Raw genomic sequence first — 18740 nt, forward strand, 5'->3', positions numbered from 1 at the left:
CGATGTCCGGACCGGCGACGAAGCCGTCCAACGACATGCTCTTGTACAGCACCACGGCACCCATTGAGACCTCCTGAACGTTGTCCTTAGGAGTTAGATGTAAGTTCCGGCGGTAAGTGGTTCTGGCGATCTTTATGTGGTGTCGTCACAGACGGTGGCCGGGAGTCGGTCCAGGACTGATCGTCTGGTCGAAGTCGAGCAGCATGACGTGGTCGCGCTCGAGCCAGGATTCATACCCCACCAAGCTTTGCGTGGTGGCCGACCACCAGGCGCCCGGCAGATGCATCTGGCCCTTGTAGGAGGCGTACCGACGCACCGGCGGCGCATCCTCCAGCGGTATCGCCCACGCGTCGGCCAAGTCCACGCGGGTCTCCACTCCGTCCGCCGTCACGTACGCCAATTCGAAGTCGCACACTAACGCAGGATCCCCACCAGCCACAGGAGTTTTCATGATCGTCATCTTCCTTTGTCGGGCTGCTCCCCGGTGCAGGGTTAACCCGGAGGTTGCACGATCGTTGGCAATGTACGTCCGTACGCGGCAAGGTTCGCGTACACAGGACACCCACGCTGCCGATGGCCTTGCACCTACGCGAGCAGGGCATGAGCCTGCGTCACCCGGACCTGTAGTCCGCCGTCTTCCCCTGGTTCGGCGTACACGGTCGCGCCGTGGGCCTGGGCGATGGAACGCACGATGGACAGGCCGTGGCGGGAGGAGGTGCGGTCGGCGGAAGGGTTCGAAGAGGGTCGCCGCTTGATCGGGGGGATGTGGGCACCAGTGTTCTGGATGGTCAAGGTCCTGTTCTCGATGCGTAGGCAGGTGTGCCCGTTGTCCTTGTTGTGCTGGATCGCCTTGCGTACCAGGTTGGAGACGAGGTGGCGGCGAGTACCTCGTCGCCGGTCTCGGGCAGGGGACCGGCCGTCATGTCGACTCGAATGTTGCGGCGCCGTGCATGGGGCATCAGCTTCCCGATTGCTTGTTCTGCGACCGGGGTGAGGTCGAAGTCGGTGGTCTCGTCCAGGCGCGATCGCTGCTGGCAAGCAGGAAGAGGGCGGAGATCAGGCGGTCGGCCAAGCGGCCTGGGCTCCGAGATCTTGACGAGGTCTGCGCACGTCTCTACCTTGAGTTGATCGGACGTCTGACGTCACTTCTCCTCGGAGTCGCGCATGTGGAAACCTCTCGCCTTAGCCCTGGTCACCGGCCTCAGCTTGATCAGCAGCCCATCGCAACCCGCATCCAGCTCGACGCCCACAACTGACCTGGCCTCCAGGGGAACGGGCGGTTGGCCGCAGTACCGCATCCCCGCCCTCACCACCACGACCAAGGGCACGCTCGTCGCCGCCTACGACGGCAGGCCGGGCATGGCAGACCTGCCGAGCCACATCGCCGTGCTGATCCGCCGCAGCACCGACAGCGGGAAGACCTGGACGCCACAGCAGGTCGTACGGCAGGAGCCGGCACCCAACGGCTACGGCGACCCGAGCCTGCTCGTCGATCGGCAGACGGGCCGCACCTTCCTGTTCTACGCCGCCTCCGTCAATCGCGGTTTCGGCAACTCGGGCACGGGCAACAGCGACACCGATCCGAACATCCTGCATGCCGACTACAGCTACTCCGATGATGACGGCGTCACCTGGCGTCACCGCCGGATAACGTCGATGATCAAGAACCCGGCGTGGAACGGTATCTTCGCCTCATCGGGCGAAGGCATCCAGCTCACCCGTGGACCGCACGCGGGGCGGCTGATTCAGCAGTACACCGTGCGCAGCAACGGCGGCAACTACGCGGTGAGCGCATACTCCGACGACCATGGCGACACCTGGAAGATGGGCCAGCCGGCCGGTCCCGGCGCGGACGAGAACAAGACCGTCGAGCTGTCCGACGGCACGGTCATGCTGAACGTGCGCTCCAACCCCTCGCGGCTGGTCGCGACCTCAACCGACGGAGGCGTGACCTATACGCCACTGCGTCGCGATCCTCAGCTCGTGGACCAGGGCAACAACGGTTCGATCATGCGGGTCCATCCGGACGCGCCCGCCGACGACCCGCGCTCGCGCATGCTCTTGTTCAGCAACACCCCCGACACCGGCATCCGGCGCAACCTGACGGTCAAGATGTCCTGCGACCACGGCCGGACCTGGCCGGTCCAGCGGGTGATCGATCCGGGCGCCGCCGGCTACTCGACGCTGACCAGGATGAGCGACGGCAGGATCGGCCTGCTGTACGAGCGCTTCGGCTACCAGCACGTCACCTTCACCGCCTTCGACCTCGACTGGCTGGACGGGCGCTGTGTGCCGCTCCAGGTCGCCGCACCTGCGTCGTATCAGGCGGGTACGGCCGGTGAACTGGCCGTGACGCTGACCAACCAGGAGGGCAGGACGGTCCCCGCCGGGCGGGTCACGCTGGAGCTGCCAGAGGGGTGGACCGGCGAGAGCGCCCGGGTTCCTGCGCTCGCACCGGGCGCCGTGGCCGAGGTCAAGCTTCCCTTCGCCGCAGCGACCACGGCCACCGGCACGGTACCCCTCCAGGTGAGGTTCACCGCGGGCGGCAGGCGGTCGTACGCGACGGCTACGCTGACGGTTGCGCCCGACCCGCAGGCGCCCGCCGTACCGGCCATGACGCTGCTGCCTGTGCTGGACAACATCGCCGTCGCCGGCCGGCCCGGACTGCTGGACGACGTGCTCACCTACTGGACCAGGATCGCCAACACCGGCAACACACCCCTGTCCGCGATCAACGTCGCGGGCAACCTGTCGGCGTGCGCGGTGTCGCGCCTGGAACCCGGCGCCTCGACGGTCTGCCGCACGGGCAAACACACGATCACCGTGGACGACCAGGCTGCCGGACAGTTCGTGCCCGAGCTCTCGGCCACAGCAGCGGCCGAGAACGGCACGCAGGTGTCCGCGTCGGCGAAGGGCGTTCCGGTCCCGATCGAGACGGTGGAGCGGTCCGCGCAGCCGACGACGGTCCCGAGCATGCAGGAGTGGTCGGGCAGGAAGGACGAGCCGTGGCGTCCGCGCGAATCGACCAGGATCGTCCTGCGTGAAGCCGACAGGGAACGGCTGAACGCCACGGCGGTCACCCTCGCCGAGGATCTCGAGCACACGATCGGACGGCGGCCGAGCATCGTCATCGGCTCTCCTCGGAATGGCGACATCGCGCTCACCACCGACGTAGACGACGCCCAGCTGGGCAAAGAGGGCTACAGGCTGACGGTGAAGGATGCCGTCACGATCGCGGGACCCACCGACACCGGCGTGTTCTACGGGAGCCAGACGCTCCTGCAACTACTCAAGGCGGACGGTGAGCTCGCCAGGGGCACGGCCCGCGACTGGCCACGATTCGGCGAGCGCGCCCAGATGCTCGACGTGGGACGCAAGTACTACCCGATGAGCTACCTCAAGGCACAGATCCGCGCGATGGCCTGGCAGAAGCTCAACACCTTCCACCTGCACCTCACCGACTGGCGTGGGTTCCGCATCCAGACCGACACGTTCCCCGGTCTGACCGCGACCGACGGCGCGTACTCCAAGGCCGACCTGCGCGAGCTGCAGGACTACGCCAAGAAGTACCACGTCGTGATTGTCCCCGAAGTGGACCTGCCCGGACACGCGACGCCCATCACCAGGTACGACCCGTCGCTGCGCTTCTCCTGCGCGTCGATGGACTACGCGATCTGGCCGGGCGGCGAACTCGGCGGCTGGACACTCGACATCACCAAGCCGCACACCAGGCAGTTCGTCAAGAAGCTCCTCGACGAGATCGTCCCGCTCTTCGACGGGCCGGTCTTCCACGTCGGCGGCGACGAGATCGGCTACGACGACAAGAAGAACGCCTGCCCCGAGCTCGTCCAGTACGCCAAGGACCGTGGCTTCGCCCACACCGGTGACGTGTTCGTCGACTTCATGAACGAGATGAACGCCACGGTGAAGTCGCACGGCAAGCGCACCGAGATGTGGGAATGGTGGAACGTCTACGGCCAGCGCAGCAGCATCGCGCCCGACAAGGACATCGTCATCGACACCTGGGTGAACGCGGACCCGTCCGAGTTGGCTCGCCAGGGCTACCAGGTCGTCGCCACGCCGGAAAGCCTGCTGTACGTCAGCCCGGGTTTCGGCCAGCGCCCCGGCCAGTACGGCTACGTGGACGTGCGCAAGGTCTACGAGGACTACGCCTTCCCCGGTCCCGACGGCGTGCGCGGTTACAAGGTGGCCCGCTGGTCGGACAAGGCCGAGGAGCAGAGCCCGGAGTGGTTCGACTTCTACGCCAGGCGTCCGCTGCAGGTCCTGGCCGAGCGGACGTGGGGCGGACCCGGCTCCGGCAGTGTCTGGGAGTTCTTCGCCCGCGCGGACGCCGTCGGCTCTCCGCCCGGATCCGCCGGGGGGAACCTGACCGCGGTGCCGACCGGTGGCATCAGGGTGACAGCCGACAGCCAGGAGACGGCCGCTGAGAACGGCTCCGCGGCGAACGCCGTGGACAACAACCCGTACACGCTCTGGCATACCGCCTACACCCCGTCGCCCGCGCCGCTGCCACACCAGCTCACGCTCGATCTGGCCAGGGAGTATCCCTTGGCCGCCCTGCGCTACCTGCCGCGGCAGGACGGCGGCCAGAACGGCAGGATCGCGGCGTACACGGTGAGCGTCAGCCAGGACGGACAGGCCTGGCGCGAGGTCGCCTCGGGAACGTTCGGCACGGACGCGACGGAGAAGGAGGTGGCTTTCCCCACGACACCCGCCAGGTACGTCAGGCTGGAGGCGCGCAGTTCGGTGAACGGCCAGCCGTTCGCGAGCGCCGGGGAGATCTCACTCTGGCAGACCCGCTGAGGGTCCGGTGAACCGGCGGCCGCATCGGTGCGGCCGCCGGTTCAGCGGCCGGCCACCGCGGCGGCGAACCAGCGAGCGATCGTCGTCGGGTGGGTGATGGCGGTGCCGACGACGACGGCGTGCGCCCCACGCGCGATGGCCTCGGCCGCCTGGTCCACCGTGTGGATGCGGCCCTCCGCGATCACCGGGACCGGTAGGTCCCTGGCGAGCTCGGCCACCAGGTCGAGGTCGGGTGACGGGCCCGGTCTGGAGTAGGCCGTGTATCCGGCGAGGGTCGTGCCCACGACGTCCGCGCCCGCCTCCACCGCGGCGACGCCTTCGTCGTAGGTGGAGATGTCGGCCATGACCAGCCGTCCGGTGCGTTCGTGGACGGCGCTGATCGTCTCCGCGAGGGTGCGTCCGTCGGGCCGGGGGCGTCGGGTGCCGTCGAGGGCGACGATGTCGGCGCCCGCTTCGGCGATCGCGAGGGCGTGCTCCAGCGTCGGCGTGATGAACACCTCGCCGTCGCTGTCCTTCCACAGCCCGATGAGCGGCAGGTCGAGCACGGCCCTGATCCGGCGCACGTCCTCCAGGCCCTGAGCGCGGATGCCGGCGGCTCCGCCGAGCGCGACGGCCTGCGCGACGCGGCGCATCGTGTCAGGGTCGCGCATCGGCTCGCCCGGATATGCCTGGCAGGACACCACGAGACGGCCGTGCAGCGCGGTGAGCAGTGGGTTCACGAGGCGACCTCCATGGCCAGCCGGGCCGCGCCGACGAGCGCGGCCTCGCTGCCGAGTGCGGCGGGTTCGATCGGTACGGCGCGCAGCGCGGGAAGCACCTCGGCCGCGGCCGCCTGCCGCATTGCCTGCCACCACAGCGCCCCCGAGTTGGCGACTCCGCCCCCGACGACGACGATCTCCGGGTCGACGAGGTTCACCAAGCCGCCGATGGCCGAGCCCAGAGCGGCGGCGCCTTCGGTCAGCACGGCGATGGCGAGCCGATCGCCGCCCTCGGCCAGCTCGGCAGGGCGGGCCGCACCGGTCCCGCCGCGACGGCGGTATTCGGCCAGCAGGGCGGGCCCTGACGCGATGGCCTCGAGGTGGCCGCGCCCACCGCATGGACAGGGCAGGTCCCGGGCGAACGGGCTGGGCAGGTGACCGGCGTGGCCCGCGGTCCAGTGCGCGCCGTGCCGTACCGTCCCGCCGAGGACCAGGGAGGCGCCGACACCCGTGCCGACGGCGACGAGCAGCACATCGCGGCGGCCCGCCGCGGCTCCGATCCAGTGCTCGCCGAGCGCGTGCGCGTGCACGTCGTTGACGACGGCCACGGGCAGGCCGAGCTGCCTGGACAGCTCGCCGCGAAGGTCGGTGCCCGCCCATCCGGCGATGGCGTCGGTGGCGGAGACCACGAGGCCGCGTTCGGCGTCGATCACCCCGGCGCTGCCCACGCCCACGGCCGCGACGCCGCCGAGGCCGAGCTCGCGCACGAGCTCCACGGCGGCGGCGATGACCGCGGCGGGGCCCGCGCTCGCGGGAGTCGCCCTGGTCCTGGCCGCTTGGAGCGTTCCGTGGGCGTCGACCAGGCCGGCGGAGGTCTTGGTGCCGCCGATGTCGACGCCTACCACGAGCGTCACAGCAGCCCTGCCTCCTCCAGGTGGGCGGCCACGACGCGCGTCTCCTCGCCGGTCAGCTCCCGCATCGGTGCGGAAACGGCTGCGGAGGCGATGACGCCGCGCAGCGCCAGCGCGGTCTTGAACGCGCCGACGCCCCTGGTGCTGCCACCGGCGGTGTCCGGTGAGGCTGCGTCGACGATGCCGAACAGCCTGGTCAGGCGGTCCTGCTCCTGGGCGGCGTCCGTCCAGCGGCCTTCGGCGCAGGCTTGCAGCAGGCGCACGTAGCCGTGCGGGTCGACGTTGCCCAGGCCCGGCACCGCCCCTGAGGCGCCCGCGAGCATCATCGCGTCGACGACCACCTCGTGGCCGGTCAGCGCGGAGAAGGCGGGCAGGGCCGCAGCGCCGAGCACGGTCTGCCTGAACCCGACGTCGTCGCCGCTGGAGTCCTTGATCCCGTCCACGACGCCGTCGGCGGCCAGCGTCAGCACCAGGTCGGGGCTCAGCTTGGTGTGCACGGAGACCGGCACGTCGTAGGCGAGCAGCGGCAGGTCCGACGCGGCCTTGACCGCGCGGAAGTGGCGCTCGACCTCGACGGGGTGGATGCGGGTGTAGAAGGGCGCGGTCACCACGACCGCGTCGGCGCCGAGCTTGCTTGCGATCTCCACTCGCTCGATCACCCGGCTGGTGGTCGTCTCGATGCATCCGGCCAGCACGGGGACCCGGCCGTCCGCGGCCCGCACCACGACGTCGATCGTCCTGTCGCGCCTGGCGTCGGTGAGGAAGGCGGACTCCCCCGAGCTGCCGAGCGCGAACAGGCCGCTGACCCCCGCCTCGATGAGGAATTCGACCAGGCGTTCCAGCGAGGCGGCGTCGACCTCGCCCTCCGATGTCAGCGGAGTGACGATCGGCGGGATGACGCCGGTGAAGCGGGGGCTCACAGAGTGCTCCTAACAGGGTTTTCAGGGAAGAGGCAGCGCCAGGAGTGGTCGCCGCCCTGGGCGGAGGAGGGGAAGGCGTCCGCACACGCGTCGGTGGCCTTCCAGCACCGGGTGCGGAACGGGCAGCCTGACGGCGGGTGGGTGGCCGAGGGCACCGGGCCGCTCAGCACGATCCGCTCGCCGTCGCCGAGCAGGCTCGGCGTGGCGGAGAACAGCGCGCGGGTGTAGGGATGGCGGCCGACGTCGTCGGCAGGTCCTTCCTCCACGACCCGGCCGAGGTACATGACCGCGATGCGGTCGGCCAGGTAACGCACGGTCTGGATGTCGTGCGAGATGAACACCAGCCCGAGGCCCAGACTGGCGCGCAGGTCGACGAGCAGGTTGAGGACCTGCGCGCGGACGGAGACGTCCAGTGCGCTGGTGGGCTCGTCGGCGACGATCACGTCGGGTTCCAGGGCCAGGGCGCGGGCCACGGCGACCCGCTGCCGCTGTCCGCCGGACAGCTGCGCGGGCATCGCCTCCGCGACGTGTTCCGGCAGCCCGACCTGGTCGAGCAGCTCGCGCACGCGCTTCTCGCGCTGCGCCGCCGTGCCCTTGCGGTGCACGTCGAGCGGGTCGCGCAGGATGCGGCGGACGCTCAGGCGCGGGTTCAGCGCGGTGGAGGCGTCCTGGAAGACCATGGACACCGACTCGCCGAACTCCGCGCGCCGCCGCTTCGGCGGCAGCGACCACAGGTCCTCGCCACGGAAGCGCACAGTGCCTTCGGTGGCGGGTTGCAGGCCGACGATCACTTTGGCCAGCGTCGACTTGCCGCAGCCGGACTCTCCGACGACGCCGAGGATCTCGCCTCGCCGTACCGAGAAATGGGCGTCGGTGAGCGCGTACACCCGGTCGCGTCGCAGCAGTCCGCCGCTTCGCGCCTTGTGTACGACGTGCACGCCCTCCAGGCTGATGACGGGTTCGGTCACGACTGTCCTCCTCTCGGGTGGAAGCAGGCTCGCGCGTGCTCGAGCGGGTCGCCTTCGAGCGGTGGCGCCCCGGTACGGCAGGCGGTGGTGACGGCGGCGCACCGGCCGGCGAACCGGCAGCCGGGACCGAAGTCCTGCGGCGCGGGCACCACGCCGTGCACCTGGTGCAGCCGCTTGGCGCCGGCCTCCAGGGAGAGCACGGAGCCGAGCAGTCCGCGGGCGTAGTGGTGCCGGACCCCTGAGAGCAGCTGCTGGGTGGTGCCGATCTCGGCGAGCTGGCCCGCGTACATCACCGCGACGCGGTGGACGAGCTCGCTGACCAGGCCGAGGTCGTGCGAAACCAGCACCATGGCGAAGCCGAGTTCGTCGCGTAGCTGGACCAGCAGCTCGACCACCTGGGCCTGGACGGTCACGTCCAGCGCCGTGGTCGGCTCGTCGGCGACGAGCAGGCGCGGGCTCCGCGACAGCGCCATCGCGATCAGCACTCGCTGGCGCTGGCCGCCCGACAGCTCGTGCGGGTAGCTGCGCAGCGTCCGCCGGGGGTCGAGGCCGACCAGCTCCAGCAGTTCCTCGGGCGTTCGGGTGCCGCCTCTTCTGGTGAGCTGCCTGAGCTGCGCCCCGACGAGGACCGACGGGTTGAGTGAGGACAGGGCGTCCTGGTAGACCATCGCGATCTCGGGTCCCGAGATGGCGCGACGTTCGCGTGGGCCGATGCCGAGCAGGTCGCGTCCCTGGTACTGGATCGCGCCGGTGACGCGGGCGCTGCGCGGCAGCAGTCCCATGATCGCCAGGCTGGTCAGGCTCTTCCCGCAGCCGGACTCGCCGACCAGGCCGAGCGTCTCCCCCGCGCGGACCTCGAACGAGAGCGACTGCACGACGGGGACCTCGCCGTACCGCTCGGGGAATCTGATCGACAGGTTCTCGACCGACAGCAACGGCGGCGCCGCCGGCGGCAGCGGCGGCACCCGTGGCGGGCGCTCCGTGACCTTCACGGCCAGGGTGGCGAGCGCGTCGTCGACCTCGGCGCCACCGGCGGCCTCGGCCACCGGCGCGGACGCGACCGAGACAGGTGTACGGCGGGCGGAGCGCGGCGCGGCCCACGCGTCGGTCAGCCCCTCGGCCAGCAGGTTGAGCGCGAGCACCGTGACGAGGATGGCGAGCCCGGGGAAGAAGGTGGCCCACCAGCCGCCCGCCAGCAGGATCTGCCTGCCGTACGACAGGACGTTGCCCCAGCTCGGCGCGGGGTCCTGGATGCCCGCCCCGATGAAGGACAGGCTCGCCTCGAAGATGATCGCGTCGGCTACCAGCACGGTGGCGAAGACCATGATCGGCGCTGCGCAGTTGATGGCGACGTGCTTGACCAGGATGTAGGGGCGGGGCGCCCCTATCACGCGTTCGGCGGAGACGTAGTCCTCGCCGTACTGTGCCAGGACGTTGGCCCGGACGACACGGGTGAGCTGGGGCACGTACAGGAAGGCGATGGTCCCGATCAGGACGGGGAGGTGGCGGCCGAACACCGCCACGAGCACGGCGGCGAGCGCGATGCCGGGGAAGGCCATGATCACGTCGAGGACGCGCATGATGCCTTCGCCGACGGCCTTGCGGGAGGTCGCCGCCAGGCCGCCGAGCACCGCTCCGGCCAGCACCGCGACCGCGGTGGCGCCCAGTCCGATGAGCAGGGAGGATCGCGCGCCGTATGCGACTCTCGCCAGCACGTCGCGCCCGGCGCGGTCGGTGCCGAACCAGTGCTCGGCGCCCGGCGGGGTCGCGGGCGTGCCGGTGGCCAGCGGGTCGCTCGCGTACAGCGGCGCGAGGACGGCGAGCAACACCACAGCGGCGAGCGCGGCCAGGGAGACGATCGCCGTGGGCGACAGCCGGGACAGCCGGAGGCCAGGCCGCGACAGCTGGGCGGAGAGACGGGATCTGAACATGGTCACACCGCCCTGATCCGTGGGTTGACGACGAGGTAGAGCAGGTCGACCACGAGGTTCACCACGAGGAACGCGGTCGCGATCGTCAGCACGGCACCCTGCACGAGTGCCACGTCACCGTTGGTGACGCCCTCCAGGATCAGCTTGCCCATGCCGGGCAGGTCGAAGATCGTCTCGATCACCACGGCCCCGCTCAGCAGGTATCCCACCCGCAGACCGAGCACGGTGAGCGGCGTGATGAGCGCGTTGCGCAGCGCGCCGCGGATCACGATCGCGCGGGGCAGGCCGCTGCCTGTGGCGGTCCGGACGTAGTCCTTGTCCAGCTCCTCCACCATGGAGGTGCGCACGAGGCGCGACAGCGAGGCGGCGGCCGGCAGGGCGATCGCGACCGCGGGAAGCACCAGCGCTGCGAGCCAGCCCGTCACCGAGTCGGCCGGATTCACGTAACCCCCTGTGGGGAAGAGCTTCAGGCCGAGCGCGAACTCCTGGATGAGCAGGATGCCGAGCCAGAAGGACGGGATCGCCACGCCCCCGATGGAGATCACGCGCGTCAGCTGGTCGGGCCACCCGTCGCGGTAGAGCGCGCCGGTGATGCCCAGCGCGAGCGCGACCACGACCGCCAGCAGCAGCCCGAACAGGGTGAGCTGCATGGTCAACGGGAAGGCCGTGACGATCCGGTCGATCACGGGAGCGGCGGGTGGAGCGGTGTACCCGAGATCCCCCTGCGCCAGTTGCCCGAGAAAGCGCACGTAGCGCACGGGGAGCGGATCATCCAGACCGTGGGCGGCCATGTAGGCCGCCCGCGCTTCCGGGCTGGCGCCGTCGCCGAGAGCGTTGTAGGCCGGATCGTTGGGTGAGAACTGGAGGACCACGAAGACGAGCAAGGTGACGCCGAGCAACATGAGCGGCAGCGTCACCAGCCGCCTCGCGGCCAACCGGAGGAAGGCCTGCATGGTCAGACGCGCGCCACGTCGAGAAAGGACAGCCCGGTCGTGGGAATGGGCCTGAAGCCGGACAGCTCCTTGCCGTTCCACGCGGTGGGCAGCTTGCGGTGCAGGATCGGGTAGAGCGGCGCCTCCTCGGCGATGAGGTTCACGGCCTCGGCCCACAGCTCTTTCTGCTTGGCGGTGTCGGCCGTCTTCACCGCCTCGTCGAGCAGTTCGAGCACCTTCTTGGCCTGCGCGGTGCCGCTCCAGCGGTAGCGCTTCTCCGGCCAGGTGCCGTCGTAGAACCAGCGCAGCAGCAGGTCCATGTCGTTGCCGAAGACCGAGGGGTCACCAGGAGCCACCAGCACCTGGAACTTGCCGGGGTCGATCTTGTTGGTGTACTGCCCGCCGGACTGGCCGATGTCGAGCGTGGTGGACACCCCGATGGCGTCCCAGGACTCCTTGATGATCGGCACGACGTCCTTCACCCAGCCGGTGTCGGTGGTGACCATGGTGACCTTCAGGCCGGAGACCCCTGCCTCCTGGAGCAGGGCCTTGGCCTTGTCGGGGTCGTAGCCGTAGACCGTCGCCGCCTTGGCGTAGGAGGGGTGGGTCTCCTGCACGTACCCCGTCGCGGCGGAGGCGTTGCCGAGCATCCCGGTCTTGATGAGCTTGTCCTTGTCGATGGCGTAGTGCAGCGCCTGCCGTACTCGCTTGTCGTCGAAGGGCTTCTCGGCGCAGTTGAACATCAGGAAGAGCAGGCCGAAGGACTGCACGGCCTCCAACTCGTTCTTCTGAGCCACTCTGGCCGCGTCGATGTAGGGGACGTCCTCGATCGCCGAGACCCGGCCCGACTCCAGCGCGGTGACGCGGGCGGAGGGGTCGGCGAGCAGTCGCCAGGTCATGTGCTTGACCTTGGCCGGCCGGGAGCCGTTGTACTTCTCCCACTTCTCGAAGACGATCTTGTCTTCCTTGGTCGCCTCGATCAGGCGGTAGGGGCCCGAGCCCACGGGCTTGGCGTCGAAGGCCGCCTTGTCCTTCTCCACGAGGGCCTTGGGCACGATCCGGATGACCGCGAGCCGCTCCTTGAGCAGCGGGAAGGCGTGCTTCAGCTTGATGGTCACGCTTGCGGCGCCATCGGCGGTGACGCTGTCGATGAACGGGATGAACTGCACCATCAGCGACGCGTTCGCCGGATCCATGACACGCTGGAAGCTGAAGGCCACGTCGGCGGCCGTCACCGGCGAGCCGTCGTGGAAGGTGGCGCCCTGGCGGAGCGCGACCTTGAAGGTGGTGTCGTCGACTTTTTCCAGCTCGCCCGCGGCGAGTGCGGCATACGACTCGCGGGTCACCGGATCCAGGTCGAACAGGGACTCGAAGACGTGCATGTTGGCGGCGAAGGGGGTCGCGCCAGAGGAGGTCATCGGGTCGAATCCGGTGGAGAGGGCGTAGGAGATGCCGGCCTCGATGGTGTCCTTGGCGGCCGCAGGGGCCGCGCTGCCCGTGGAGGCGGGGCCCGAGCAGGCGGCCAGCGAGCCCGCGAACGCCGTGGCTGCGCTCACCGCCCCGGCGAGCCGCAGGAATCCACGGCGGTCCAGGGACGTGTTGGCGGGGTGGAACACGTCGTCCATCTCCTTAGGTAGATTGCTTCGTATGACGTCTGATGTCCGATGCCGGTACGGTGGAATGTAGATGAACACTGGACGAGAGGGCAAGATGTTGGCCGTGATCGATTCCACTTCACGAGGGCGCGGCGGAATGTTGCGGCAACAGGAAGTCGCCGAGCTCATCAAGCAGTACATCGTGCAGAACCGGCTTGGTCCCGGCGACGCGTTGCCCACGGAAGCGGAGCTGTGCGCCGCCATCGGGGCCAGCAGGTCGAGCGTCCGCGAAGCGATCAAGGCCCTCACCGCGCTCGACATCGTCGAGGTCCGCTACGGCCATGGTACCTACGTCGGGCGACTGTCCCTGGCCGCGCTCGTCGAGAGCCTCGCCTTCCGCGGGCTGCTCAGCAGGAGCGACGACTTCCGCGTGCTCTCCGAGTTGATCGAGGTGCGCCAGACGATAGAGCAGGGGCTTGCCGGGGCAATCATCGCCGCGCTGGACAACTCGGTCCGCGCCGATCTGGCGAAGCTCGTCGAACAGATGGGCACGCGCGCCGACGCCGGCGAGAGCTTCATCGAGCAGGATCGCGAGTTCCACCTGCTGCTCATGGAGCCGCTGGGCAACCAGCTGCTCGTGCAGCTCACCGCGGCCTTCTGGGACGTGCACGCGATCGTGGCGCCCTCCATGCACGCCTCCCCCGAGTCGGTCAGGGAGACCGTCGACGCGCATCGGGCGATCGTCGATGCGATCGTCGCGCAGGACGTCGCCGCCTTCCGTGAGGCGATCGCCGCCCACTACAACCCGGTGCGCAAGGGGTTGACGCTCGATCCCTGAGGACCTAGTTTCCTAGAGGTCTGATGTCCGATGCCCCCGTGGGTTCCCATAGGAGGCATCAGTTGAGAAAGCTCCTTGTCGCCCCCGCGCTCGCCATGTGCACGGCCGTCGTGCCGAGGCCAGCCGTGCACGCGGAAGCTCTGCGGGTGCCGATAGATCATCCGGCCAGGTCAAGCCGCATGGTGGTACTTCCTGAGAACTCCCCCAAGTCGATCATGTCGGCAGACCTGCGCGGCAAGCCTGCCGGTATGTCAGTGCACCGGCTGCTCGGCGACCCGATCCGCAAACGCATCACCTGCTACGCCAGCCCGGCGGCGCTGCCCGCCGATCCCGAGGACTCCGCCCGCCAAGCCCTCGGCTTCGTTGCCGACGGTTTCACCGCGCTCAAGGTGAAGATCGGCCGTGGCGTGGTCCTACCGAACGTCACCCGCCGCGGCGGCATCACCGTGGCATCCCGGATCTCCTCGCTCACGTCCGCCTTCCACGTCGACATCGCGCCGCACGGCGTCGGCTCCGGCGTGAGCCTCTGCACCGCCCTGCAACTGTGCGCGGCAACCTCCAACCTGCGCATCTACGAGTACAACCGCCTGCCCCACCCCATCCCGTACGGATCCTCCTCAACCCGCCCGACTTCCGAGAAGGAGCACTCCACGTCCCACAGACACCCGGCCTCGGCGCAGAGCTCAACGACACCGTCGTCGACCGCTACACCATCGTCCGCTTCTAGCCATATTTCCCGCGATAGAGGGGAATCGTCGCATGTTCGCAAAAGAGACCCGTCACTTCAGCCGCGGACTTTCGCTACGCGCCGCCACCGTCCGCTGGATCGACACACTGACCGCCTCGTTCCACTGCGAACCCGGCGTTCTGAACGCTTCCTGGTCCTTGCCGGCCGATCTGTCCTCGGTACCGAAGGCGCGCCGTCTGACCCGTACCAGGCTTGCCGCGTGGGGGCTGGAGAAGGTCGGCGACGTGGTCGAACTGCTGGTCAGCGAGCTGGTCACCAACGCCCTGCGCCATACGTCCGGTCCCTGTCGGCTCTCGCTGACGGCCGAAGACGGCCTGCTGCGCTGCGAGATCGAGGACACGAGCACCGACCAACCCCGGCTGCGCAGCGATCGCGCACTGATCGAGGATGGACGCGGCCTCCACTTCCTTGCCGCGCTGGCCTGCTGCTGGGGCAGCTCTCGCACCCAGGTCGGCAAAGTCGTGTGGTTCGAGGTCCCCACTCGCGCCGTCGCCTGACCTCCAGCCCTGGCCCAACGCCACATGAGGTCGAGAGGCTCCCAGTCTCCGACCGGCTCCTCTGCATCATCGTGCTCAGGGACAAGGCGATCCAGGCACGATGGACGCGAGCGTGCTGCTGCGTGCCGAGGCCTTCGCTGGTGCTGCAACCGGAAACATCAGCGGCACTCAGCAGAGCGGGACACCGCACCACTCGCATGTATGGCTGCCGGCCTCCGCTTTCCGCTTCTCGTTGTACGGGGTATGAAGTCCCAGCGACGGCTCACTCCCACCCACCTGCACATGCTGATGCTTCTCAACGACCCGCAGGACTGACGACGGGCGACCAGACCATCACCGCGACAGTGCGCACAGCGGCGACGGAGCAGAAGGCGAAGGAATCGATGCTCGTGGTGGGTGGCCAGGCACTCATCGACGAGCAGGTGGAGGGCGACTTCCGCGATCTGACCGCACAGTTGCAGACGGTATCGGGGCTCAAGGAGGGCACCGTCGCGGTGCGCTTCCGCACCGAGAGCAAGCCCGTCGCGGCCACCCTGCTGTCGGCCTCCGACACCACGGCCCCCTCGACCAACGCCACACTGTCGCTCAACAGCGGAGTTCCGCACTTCGAGTCGCGTCAGGACGGGCGTTATCTCGCGCTCCTGAACGGCACCGTCTCGCTCACCGACGGCAAGGACCACGTGCTCGCGGTCTCGGTGACGTCCACCGGCACCACGCTGTACGCCGACGGCGCGCCGATCGCGACCACCACAGGCGTCGGCCTGTTGGGGCAGCTCAGCGGTCTGAACGGCATGTGGCTCGGCCGTAACGTCGACAACGGCGGGCCGCAGTGGATCTACGCCGGCCACCTCGATCGCGTGGCCGTCTACGGCGGGAGGTGACGCCATGCCCGGCAGATCTGATCCCGCCAAGGTGAGCAGGCGGTGGGTCCTTGCGGGGATCGGGTCGACCGGAGCCGCCTCCGCACTGGCCCCGACGGCGACCGCCCTGCCCGTGCTGGCCCCCGGAGACGACTGGGACAGGGTGCTGGCCGTGACACCCCAGGTGCAGCTCGTGCCGGGCGCCGTCTACACCTTGCGGCACAGCGTCGAACTGCCCAACGGGTGCCTCATCGCCGGCAACGGCGCGGCCGTGACCGTCGTGACCGACTCCATCGGTGCGCTCACCATCACCGGAAAGCACGACATCACCCTCTCCGACATCAGGTTCCTCGGCAGAGCGGAGGACCCGCTCAACACCGCCCCGGTGTTTGCGCACATCGGCGTGGCCATCACCCGCAGCACCAACGTCCGCGTGCGCGACTGCGACTTCGCGCACTGGCGGGGTGCGGGCATAGCCGTCACCGGCTCCACCGCGGACGACTACTACGCCTACCGGATCAAGCTCCACGACAACGGTTTCCATCGCTGCTACTTCGGCGTCTCCCTCGCCGATCGAAGCGAGTACTCGATCCTCAGCGGCAGCAGCTTCTCCTACTGCCGGCTGGCGATATGGAACTCCTCCGGCAACTGGACGATCAACGGCAACAGCGTCGTGTTCTGTTACGGCGCCTACTACTCGTTCGCCAAGTCCAGCCCGTACGGCTCGCTGACCTCGGACAACTGGGGCCACGGCACGCTGGTCGGCAACACCTTCAACCATTCGGACAGCGGCGCGAGACCGCGGTGGAACCAAAGCGCCGCCTTCCCGATCGGCGGCAGCGCGCAGGACCCCGGTCCCGGCGTCGTCGTCAGCGGCGTGCTGCCGCCCACCTTCACCGGCAACACCCTCTGGTACACCGGCCTACGGGCCGTCGACCTCGCCGGCATCCGCTGGCTGCTGTCGGGCAACACCTTCTCCAACCTGAGCATCACGTGCACGGGCACCGTACCCGTCCACCTGGTGGGCACCCAGGCCAACGGCTCGGCCAACCTGCCCGTACTCAACGGAAATGTCAACGATCTCCTGGGGTGAAACCATGTTAGGAAAGCTCTTGCGCGGAGCCACGGCACTGGCCGTGGGCTTCGTCCTCTTCGCACCGCCCGCGGCCGCGGACGTGCCCGGCGTGCACGCCACCGTGGGCGCCGACTGCTCCCGTAGCAGGCTCCTGCTCACACTCGACAACCAGTCAGCCGCCACCCAGACGTTCACCGTCACCTGGCCGGGCCGACCGGGCTCGCCGTGGACGCGCACCATCTCCTCAGGCGCAAGCGCGGAGCTTTACTGGACGATCTCGACAGGCACACCGTACACGCTGAGAACCACGACACCCACCGGGCACGACACCACGCAGAGCGGTCTGTTCCACTGTGGGAGCGGCATATCGGCGCTGGCGAGCTTCGACTGCACCAGCAGCCGCCTCCAGCTCGCGCTGGAGAACCGCACATCCACCTCCAGAACGTTCACCGTCACCTGGCCGGGCCGCTCGGGCTCGCCCTGGACCCGGACCGTCGCCGCCGGGGGCAACACGCTGCACTACTGGACCGTCCCGAGCGGCACGCGGTACGACCTGCGCACCACCGCCGAGGGCTTCGACAGCACCCAGACCGGTGTCGCGCGCTGCGGGCTCGACGTGGGCACGCCGCAGCTCAACGCCACCACTCTGCTGTCGACCAGCACGGTCATCGCCGGGCTCGACGGCACCGCGAAATCGGTACGCATCCCCGGCATGGCGGTGACCAACAACGGCACGATCATCGCTGTCGCCGACGCGCGCGTCGACGGATCCTACGATCTCGGTGGCGGCACCAACAACATCCAGATCGCCCTGATGCGCAGCACCGATCACGGCCTGACCTGGGAGCAGCCGCGCATCATCCACCGCCCGGCCACCACATCGGAAGGAGCCGGAGACCCCAGCGTGCTGATCGACCGCGTCACCGAAACGGCGTACGTCTTCTACACCTACTCTCCGCGACCCGGCATCAGCTTCTGGGCCGGCGCGTCCGGGTCCAACGCGGCCGACGATCCCAACAGCCTGCACATCCAGTACATCAAGAGCACCGACAACGGAGTCACCTGGAGCGCGCCCGTCGAGCTCAACCCTTCCGTCAAGGACCCCACGTGGCGCCAGCTCTTCGCCTCGTCGGGGCACGGCATCCAGACCAGCGGTGGCCGGCTCATCCAGCCGATCGTCTACCGGGACGCCGGCGGCACCTCCCACGCCGCCAACATCTACAGCGACGACCACGGCGTGACCTGGCAGCGCGGCTCGTCCGCGGGGGCGGGCGTGAACGAGAGCAAGGCGGTCGAGCGGAGCAACGGAGACGTCGTCCAGAACATGCGGCACAACGGCACGCGCGCCCGCTTCCTGGCCACCTCCGCCGACGCGGGCCACACGTTCGGCGCGGCCACGGCGAGCCCCGTGCTCGCCGATCCGCTGTGCAACGCCGACGAGATGTCGTACCTGCTGCCCGGACAGCGCGGCTCCAACGGCGCGCCGACGCGCACGAGCACCGTCCTGTTCAGCAACAACGCCCATCCGACCGCCCGCAACGACCTCACGGTCCGCCTGTCCACCGATGACGGCGCGAGCTGGCCGATCAGGGCGCTCGTCAAGCCAGGCGGCGCCGGCTACTCGACCATGGCCGTCCTCGGCAACGGCCATATCGGCGCCCTCTACGAGATCGGCGACACCGGCGGCATCGTCTTCGCCCGCTTCTCCCTTCCCTGGCTGAAAGGAGCCTGATCAGTCGATGTGAACGTCGGGATCTGACGTTCTCCACGGAACTGATGCGCTGGCAGGGGTGAGGTACGACCGTGGCGGCGGCTTTGCCCCGTCACCTTCCGTCGAAGAAGGTGACGGGGCAGGCGGACTTGCCTGAGTGGCCAAGGTCGCCGTCTCGGGATGTCTCGGAAATCTTTGGAAACCTGGGAAACCCGCGTAATCAGGTAGCGGA

General features: G+C 69.1%; 15 protein-coding genes and 1 pseudogene. 7 read left to right on the forward strand and 9 right to left on the reverse strand.

Features of this window, described 5'->3' with window-relative positions:
* Window positions 1-145: 145 nt before the first annotated feature.
* Together ACFXJ8_RS17715 and ACFXJ8_RS17720 are read right to left on the reverse strand one after the other, a co-directional pair.
* Window positions 146-460: a hypothetical protein gene (locus tag ACFXJ8_RS17715; protein ID WP_379644972.1), complete on the reverse strand. Its 315-nt coding sequence runs from the start codon at window positions 458-460 to the stop codon at window positions 146-148.
* A gap of 125 nt (window positions 461-585) precedes the next feature.
* Window positions 586-1038 carry an ATP-binding protein gene (locus ACFXJ8_RS17720; RefSeq protein ID WP_379644973.1) on the reverse strand — a complete coding sequence of 151 codons (453 nt, stop codon included), beginning with the start codon at window positions 1036-1038 and terminating at the stop codon, window positions 586-588.
* Between the two features lie 126 nt (window positions 1039-1164).
* Here ACFXJ8_RS17720 and ACFXJ8_RS17725 point away from each other — a divergent pair, with 126 nt between their 5' ends.
* Window positions 1165-4824 (forward strand): family 20 glycosylhydrolase, encoded by a 3660-nt coding sequence (locus ACFXJ8_RS17725; protein ID WP_379644974.1) that lies wholly within the window; start codon window positions 1165-1167, stop codon window positions 4822-4824.
* Between the two features lie 41 nt (window positions 4825-4865).
* Here ACFXJ8_RS17725 and ACFXJ8_RS17730 read toward each other — a convergent pair whose 3' ends face one another.
* From ACFXJ8_RS17730 to ACFXJ8_RS17760, 7 genes are read right to left on the reverse strand one after another with little or no spacing between them, the layout of a single operon-like run.
* The gene (locus ACFXJ8_RS17730; protein WP_379644975.1) at window positions 4866-5543 is read right to left on the reverse strand and encodes an N-acetylmannosamine-6-phosphate 2-epimerase; all 678 of its coding nucleotides are present in this window, start codon (window positions 5541-5543) and stop codon (window positions 4866-4868) included.
* Window positions 5540-6436 (reverse strand): ROK family protein, encoded by an 897-nt coding sequence (locus ACFXJ8_RS17735; RefSeq protein WP_379644976.1) that lies wholly within the window; start codon window positions 6434-6436, stop codon window positions 5540-5542. The genes ACFXJ8_RS17730 and ACFXJ8_RS17735 overlap by 4 nt, the downstream gene beginning before the upstream one ends.
* On the reverse strand, window positions 6433-7353 hold the full coding sequence (locus tag ACFXJ8_RS17740) for a dihydrodipicolinate synthase family protein (RefSeq protein ID WP_379644977.1): 921 nt from the start codon (window positions 7351-7353) through the stop codon (window positions 6433-6435). The genes ACFXJ8_RS17735 and ACFXJ8_RS17740 overlap by 4 nt, the downstream gene beginning before the upstream one ends.
* Entirely contained in the window at window positions 7350-8321 is a 972-nt protein-coding gene (locus ACFXJ8_RS17745) for an oligopeptide/dipeptide ABC transporter ATP-binding protein (RefSeq protein WP_379644978.1), read from the reverse strand. The genes ACFXJ8_RS17740 and ACFXJ8_RS17745 overlap by 4 nt, the downstream gene beginning before the upstream one ends.
* Window positions 8318-10252: a dipeptide/oligopeptide/nickel ABC transporter permease/ATP-binding protein gene (locus ACFXJ8_RS17750; RefSeq protein ID WP_379644979.1), complete on the reverse strand. Its 1935-nt coding sequence runs from the start codon at window positions 10250-10252 to the stop codon at window positions 8318-8320. The genes ACFXJ8_RS17745 and ACFXJ8_RS17750 overlap by 4 nt, the downstream gene beginning before the upstream one ends.
* A gap of 2 nt (window positions 10253-10254) precedes the next feature.
* A complete protein-coding gene (locus tag ACFXJ8_RS17755; protein WP_379644980.1) occupies window positions 10255-11205 on the reverse strand; it encodes an ABC transporter permease in 951 nt (316 codons plus the stop codon).
* 2 nt (window positions 11206-11207) lie between these two features.
* Window positions 11208-12809 carry an ABC transporter substrate-binding protein gene (locus ACFXJ8_RS17760; RefSeq protein WP_379644981.1) on the reverse strand — a complete coding sequence of 534 codons (1602 nt, stop codon included), beginning with the start codon at window positions 12807-12809 and terminating at the stop codon, window positions 11208-11210.
* A 61-nt stretch (window positions 12810-12870) separates the two neighbouring features.
* Between ACFXJ8_RS17760 and ACFXJ8_RS17765 the strand changes: the two genes are divergently transcribed.
* The 6 genes and pseudogenes from ACFXJ8_RS17765 (at window position 12871) to ACFXJ8_RS17790 (ending at window position 18529) form a co-directional block, all read left to right on the forward strand.
* The gene (locus ACFXJ8_RS17765; protein WP_379644982.1) at window positions 12871-13617 is read left to right on the forward strand and encodes a FadR/GntR family transcriptional regulator; all 747 of its coding nucleotides are present in this window, start codon (window positions 12871-12873) and stop codon (window positions 13615-13617) included.
* 248 nt (window positions 13618-13865) lie between these two features.
* A pseudogene (locus ACFXJ8_RS17770) lies at window positions 13866-14204 on the forward strand (enolase C-terminal domain-like protein); the annotation flags it as partial.
* A 172-nt stretch (window positions 14205-14376) separates the two neighbouring features.
* Window positions 14377-14862, forward strand: a complete 486-nt coding sequence (locus ACFXJ8_RS17775; RefSeq protein ID WP_379644983.1) for an ATP-binding protein — start codon at window positions 14377-14379, stop codon at window positions 14860-14862.
* Window positions 14863-15206: 344 nt separating this feature from the next.
* On the forward strand, window positions 15207-15743 hold the full coding sequence (locus tag ACFXJ8_RS17780; RefSeq protein ID WP_379645138.1) for a LamG-like jellyroll fold domain-containing protein: 537 nt from the start codon (window positions 15207-15209) through the stop codon (window positions 15741-15743).
* Window positions 15744-15747: 4 nt separating this feature from the next.
* Window positions 15748-16815 (forward strand): right-handed parallel beta-helix repeat-containing protein, encoded by a 1068-nt coding sequence (locus tag ACFXJ8_RS17785; RefSeq protein ID WP_379644984.1) that lies wholly within the window; start codon window positions 15748-15750, stop codon window positions 16813-16815.
* 4 nt (window positions 16816-16819) lie between these two features.
* Window positions 16820-18529, forward strand: coding sequence for an exo-alpha-sialidase (locus ACFXJ8_RS17790; RefSeq protein WP_379644985.1), 1710 nt, complete (start codon window positions 16820-16822; stop codon window positions 18527-18529).
* Window positions 18530-18740: the final 211 nt, after the last annotated feature.

The organism is Nonomuraea sp. NPDC059194 (assembly GCF_042754765.1).
In the GTDB taxonomy this organism is placed as follows: domain Bacteria; phylum Actinomycetota; class Actinomycetes; order Streptosporangiales; family Streptosporangiaceae; genus Nonomuraea.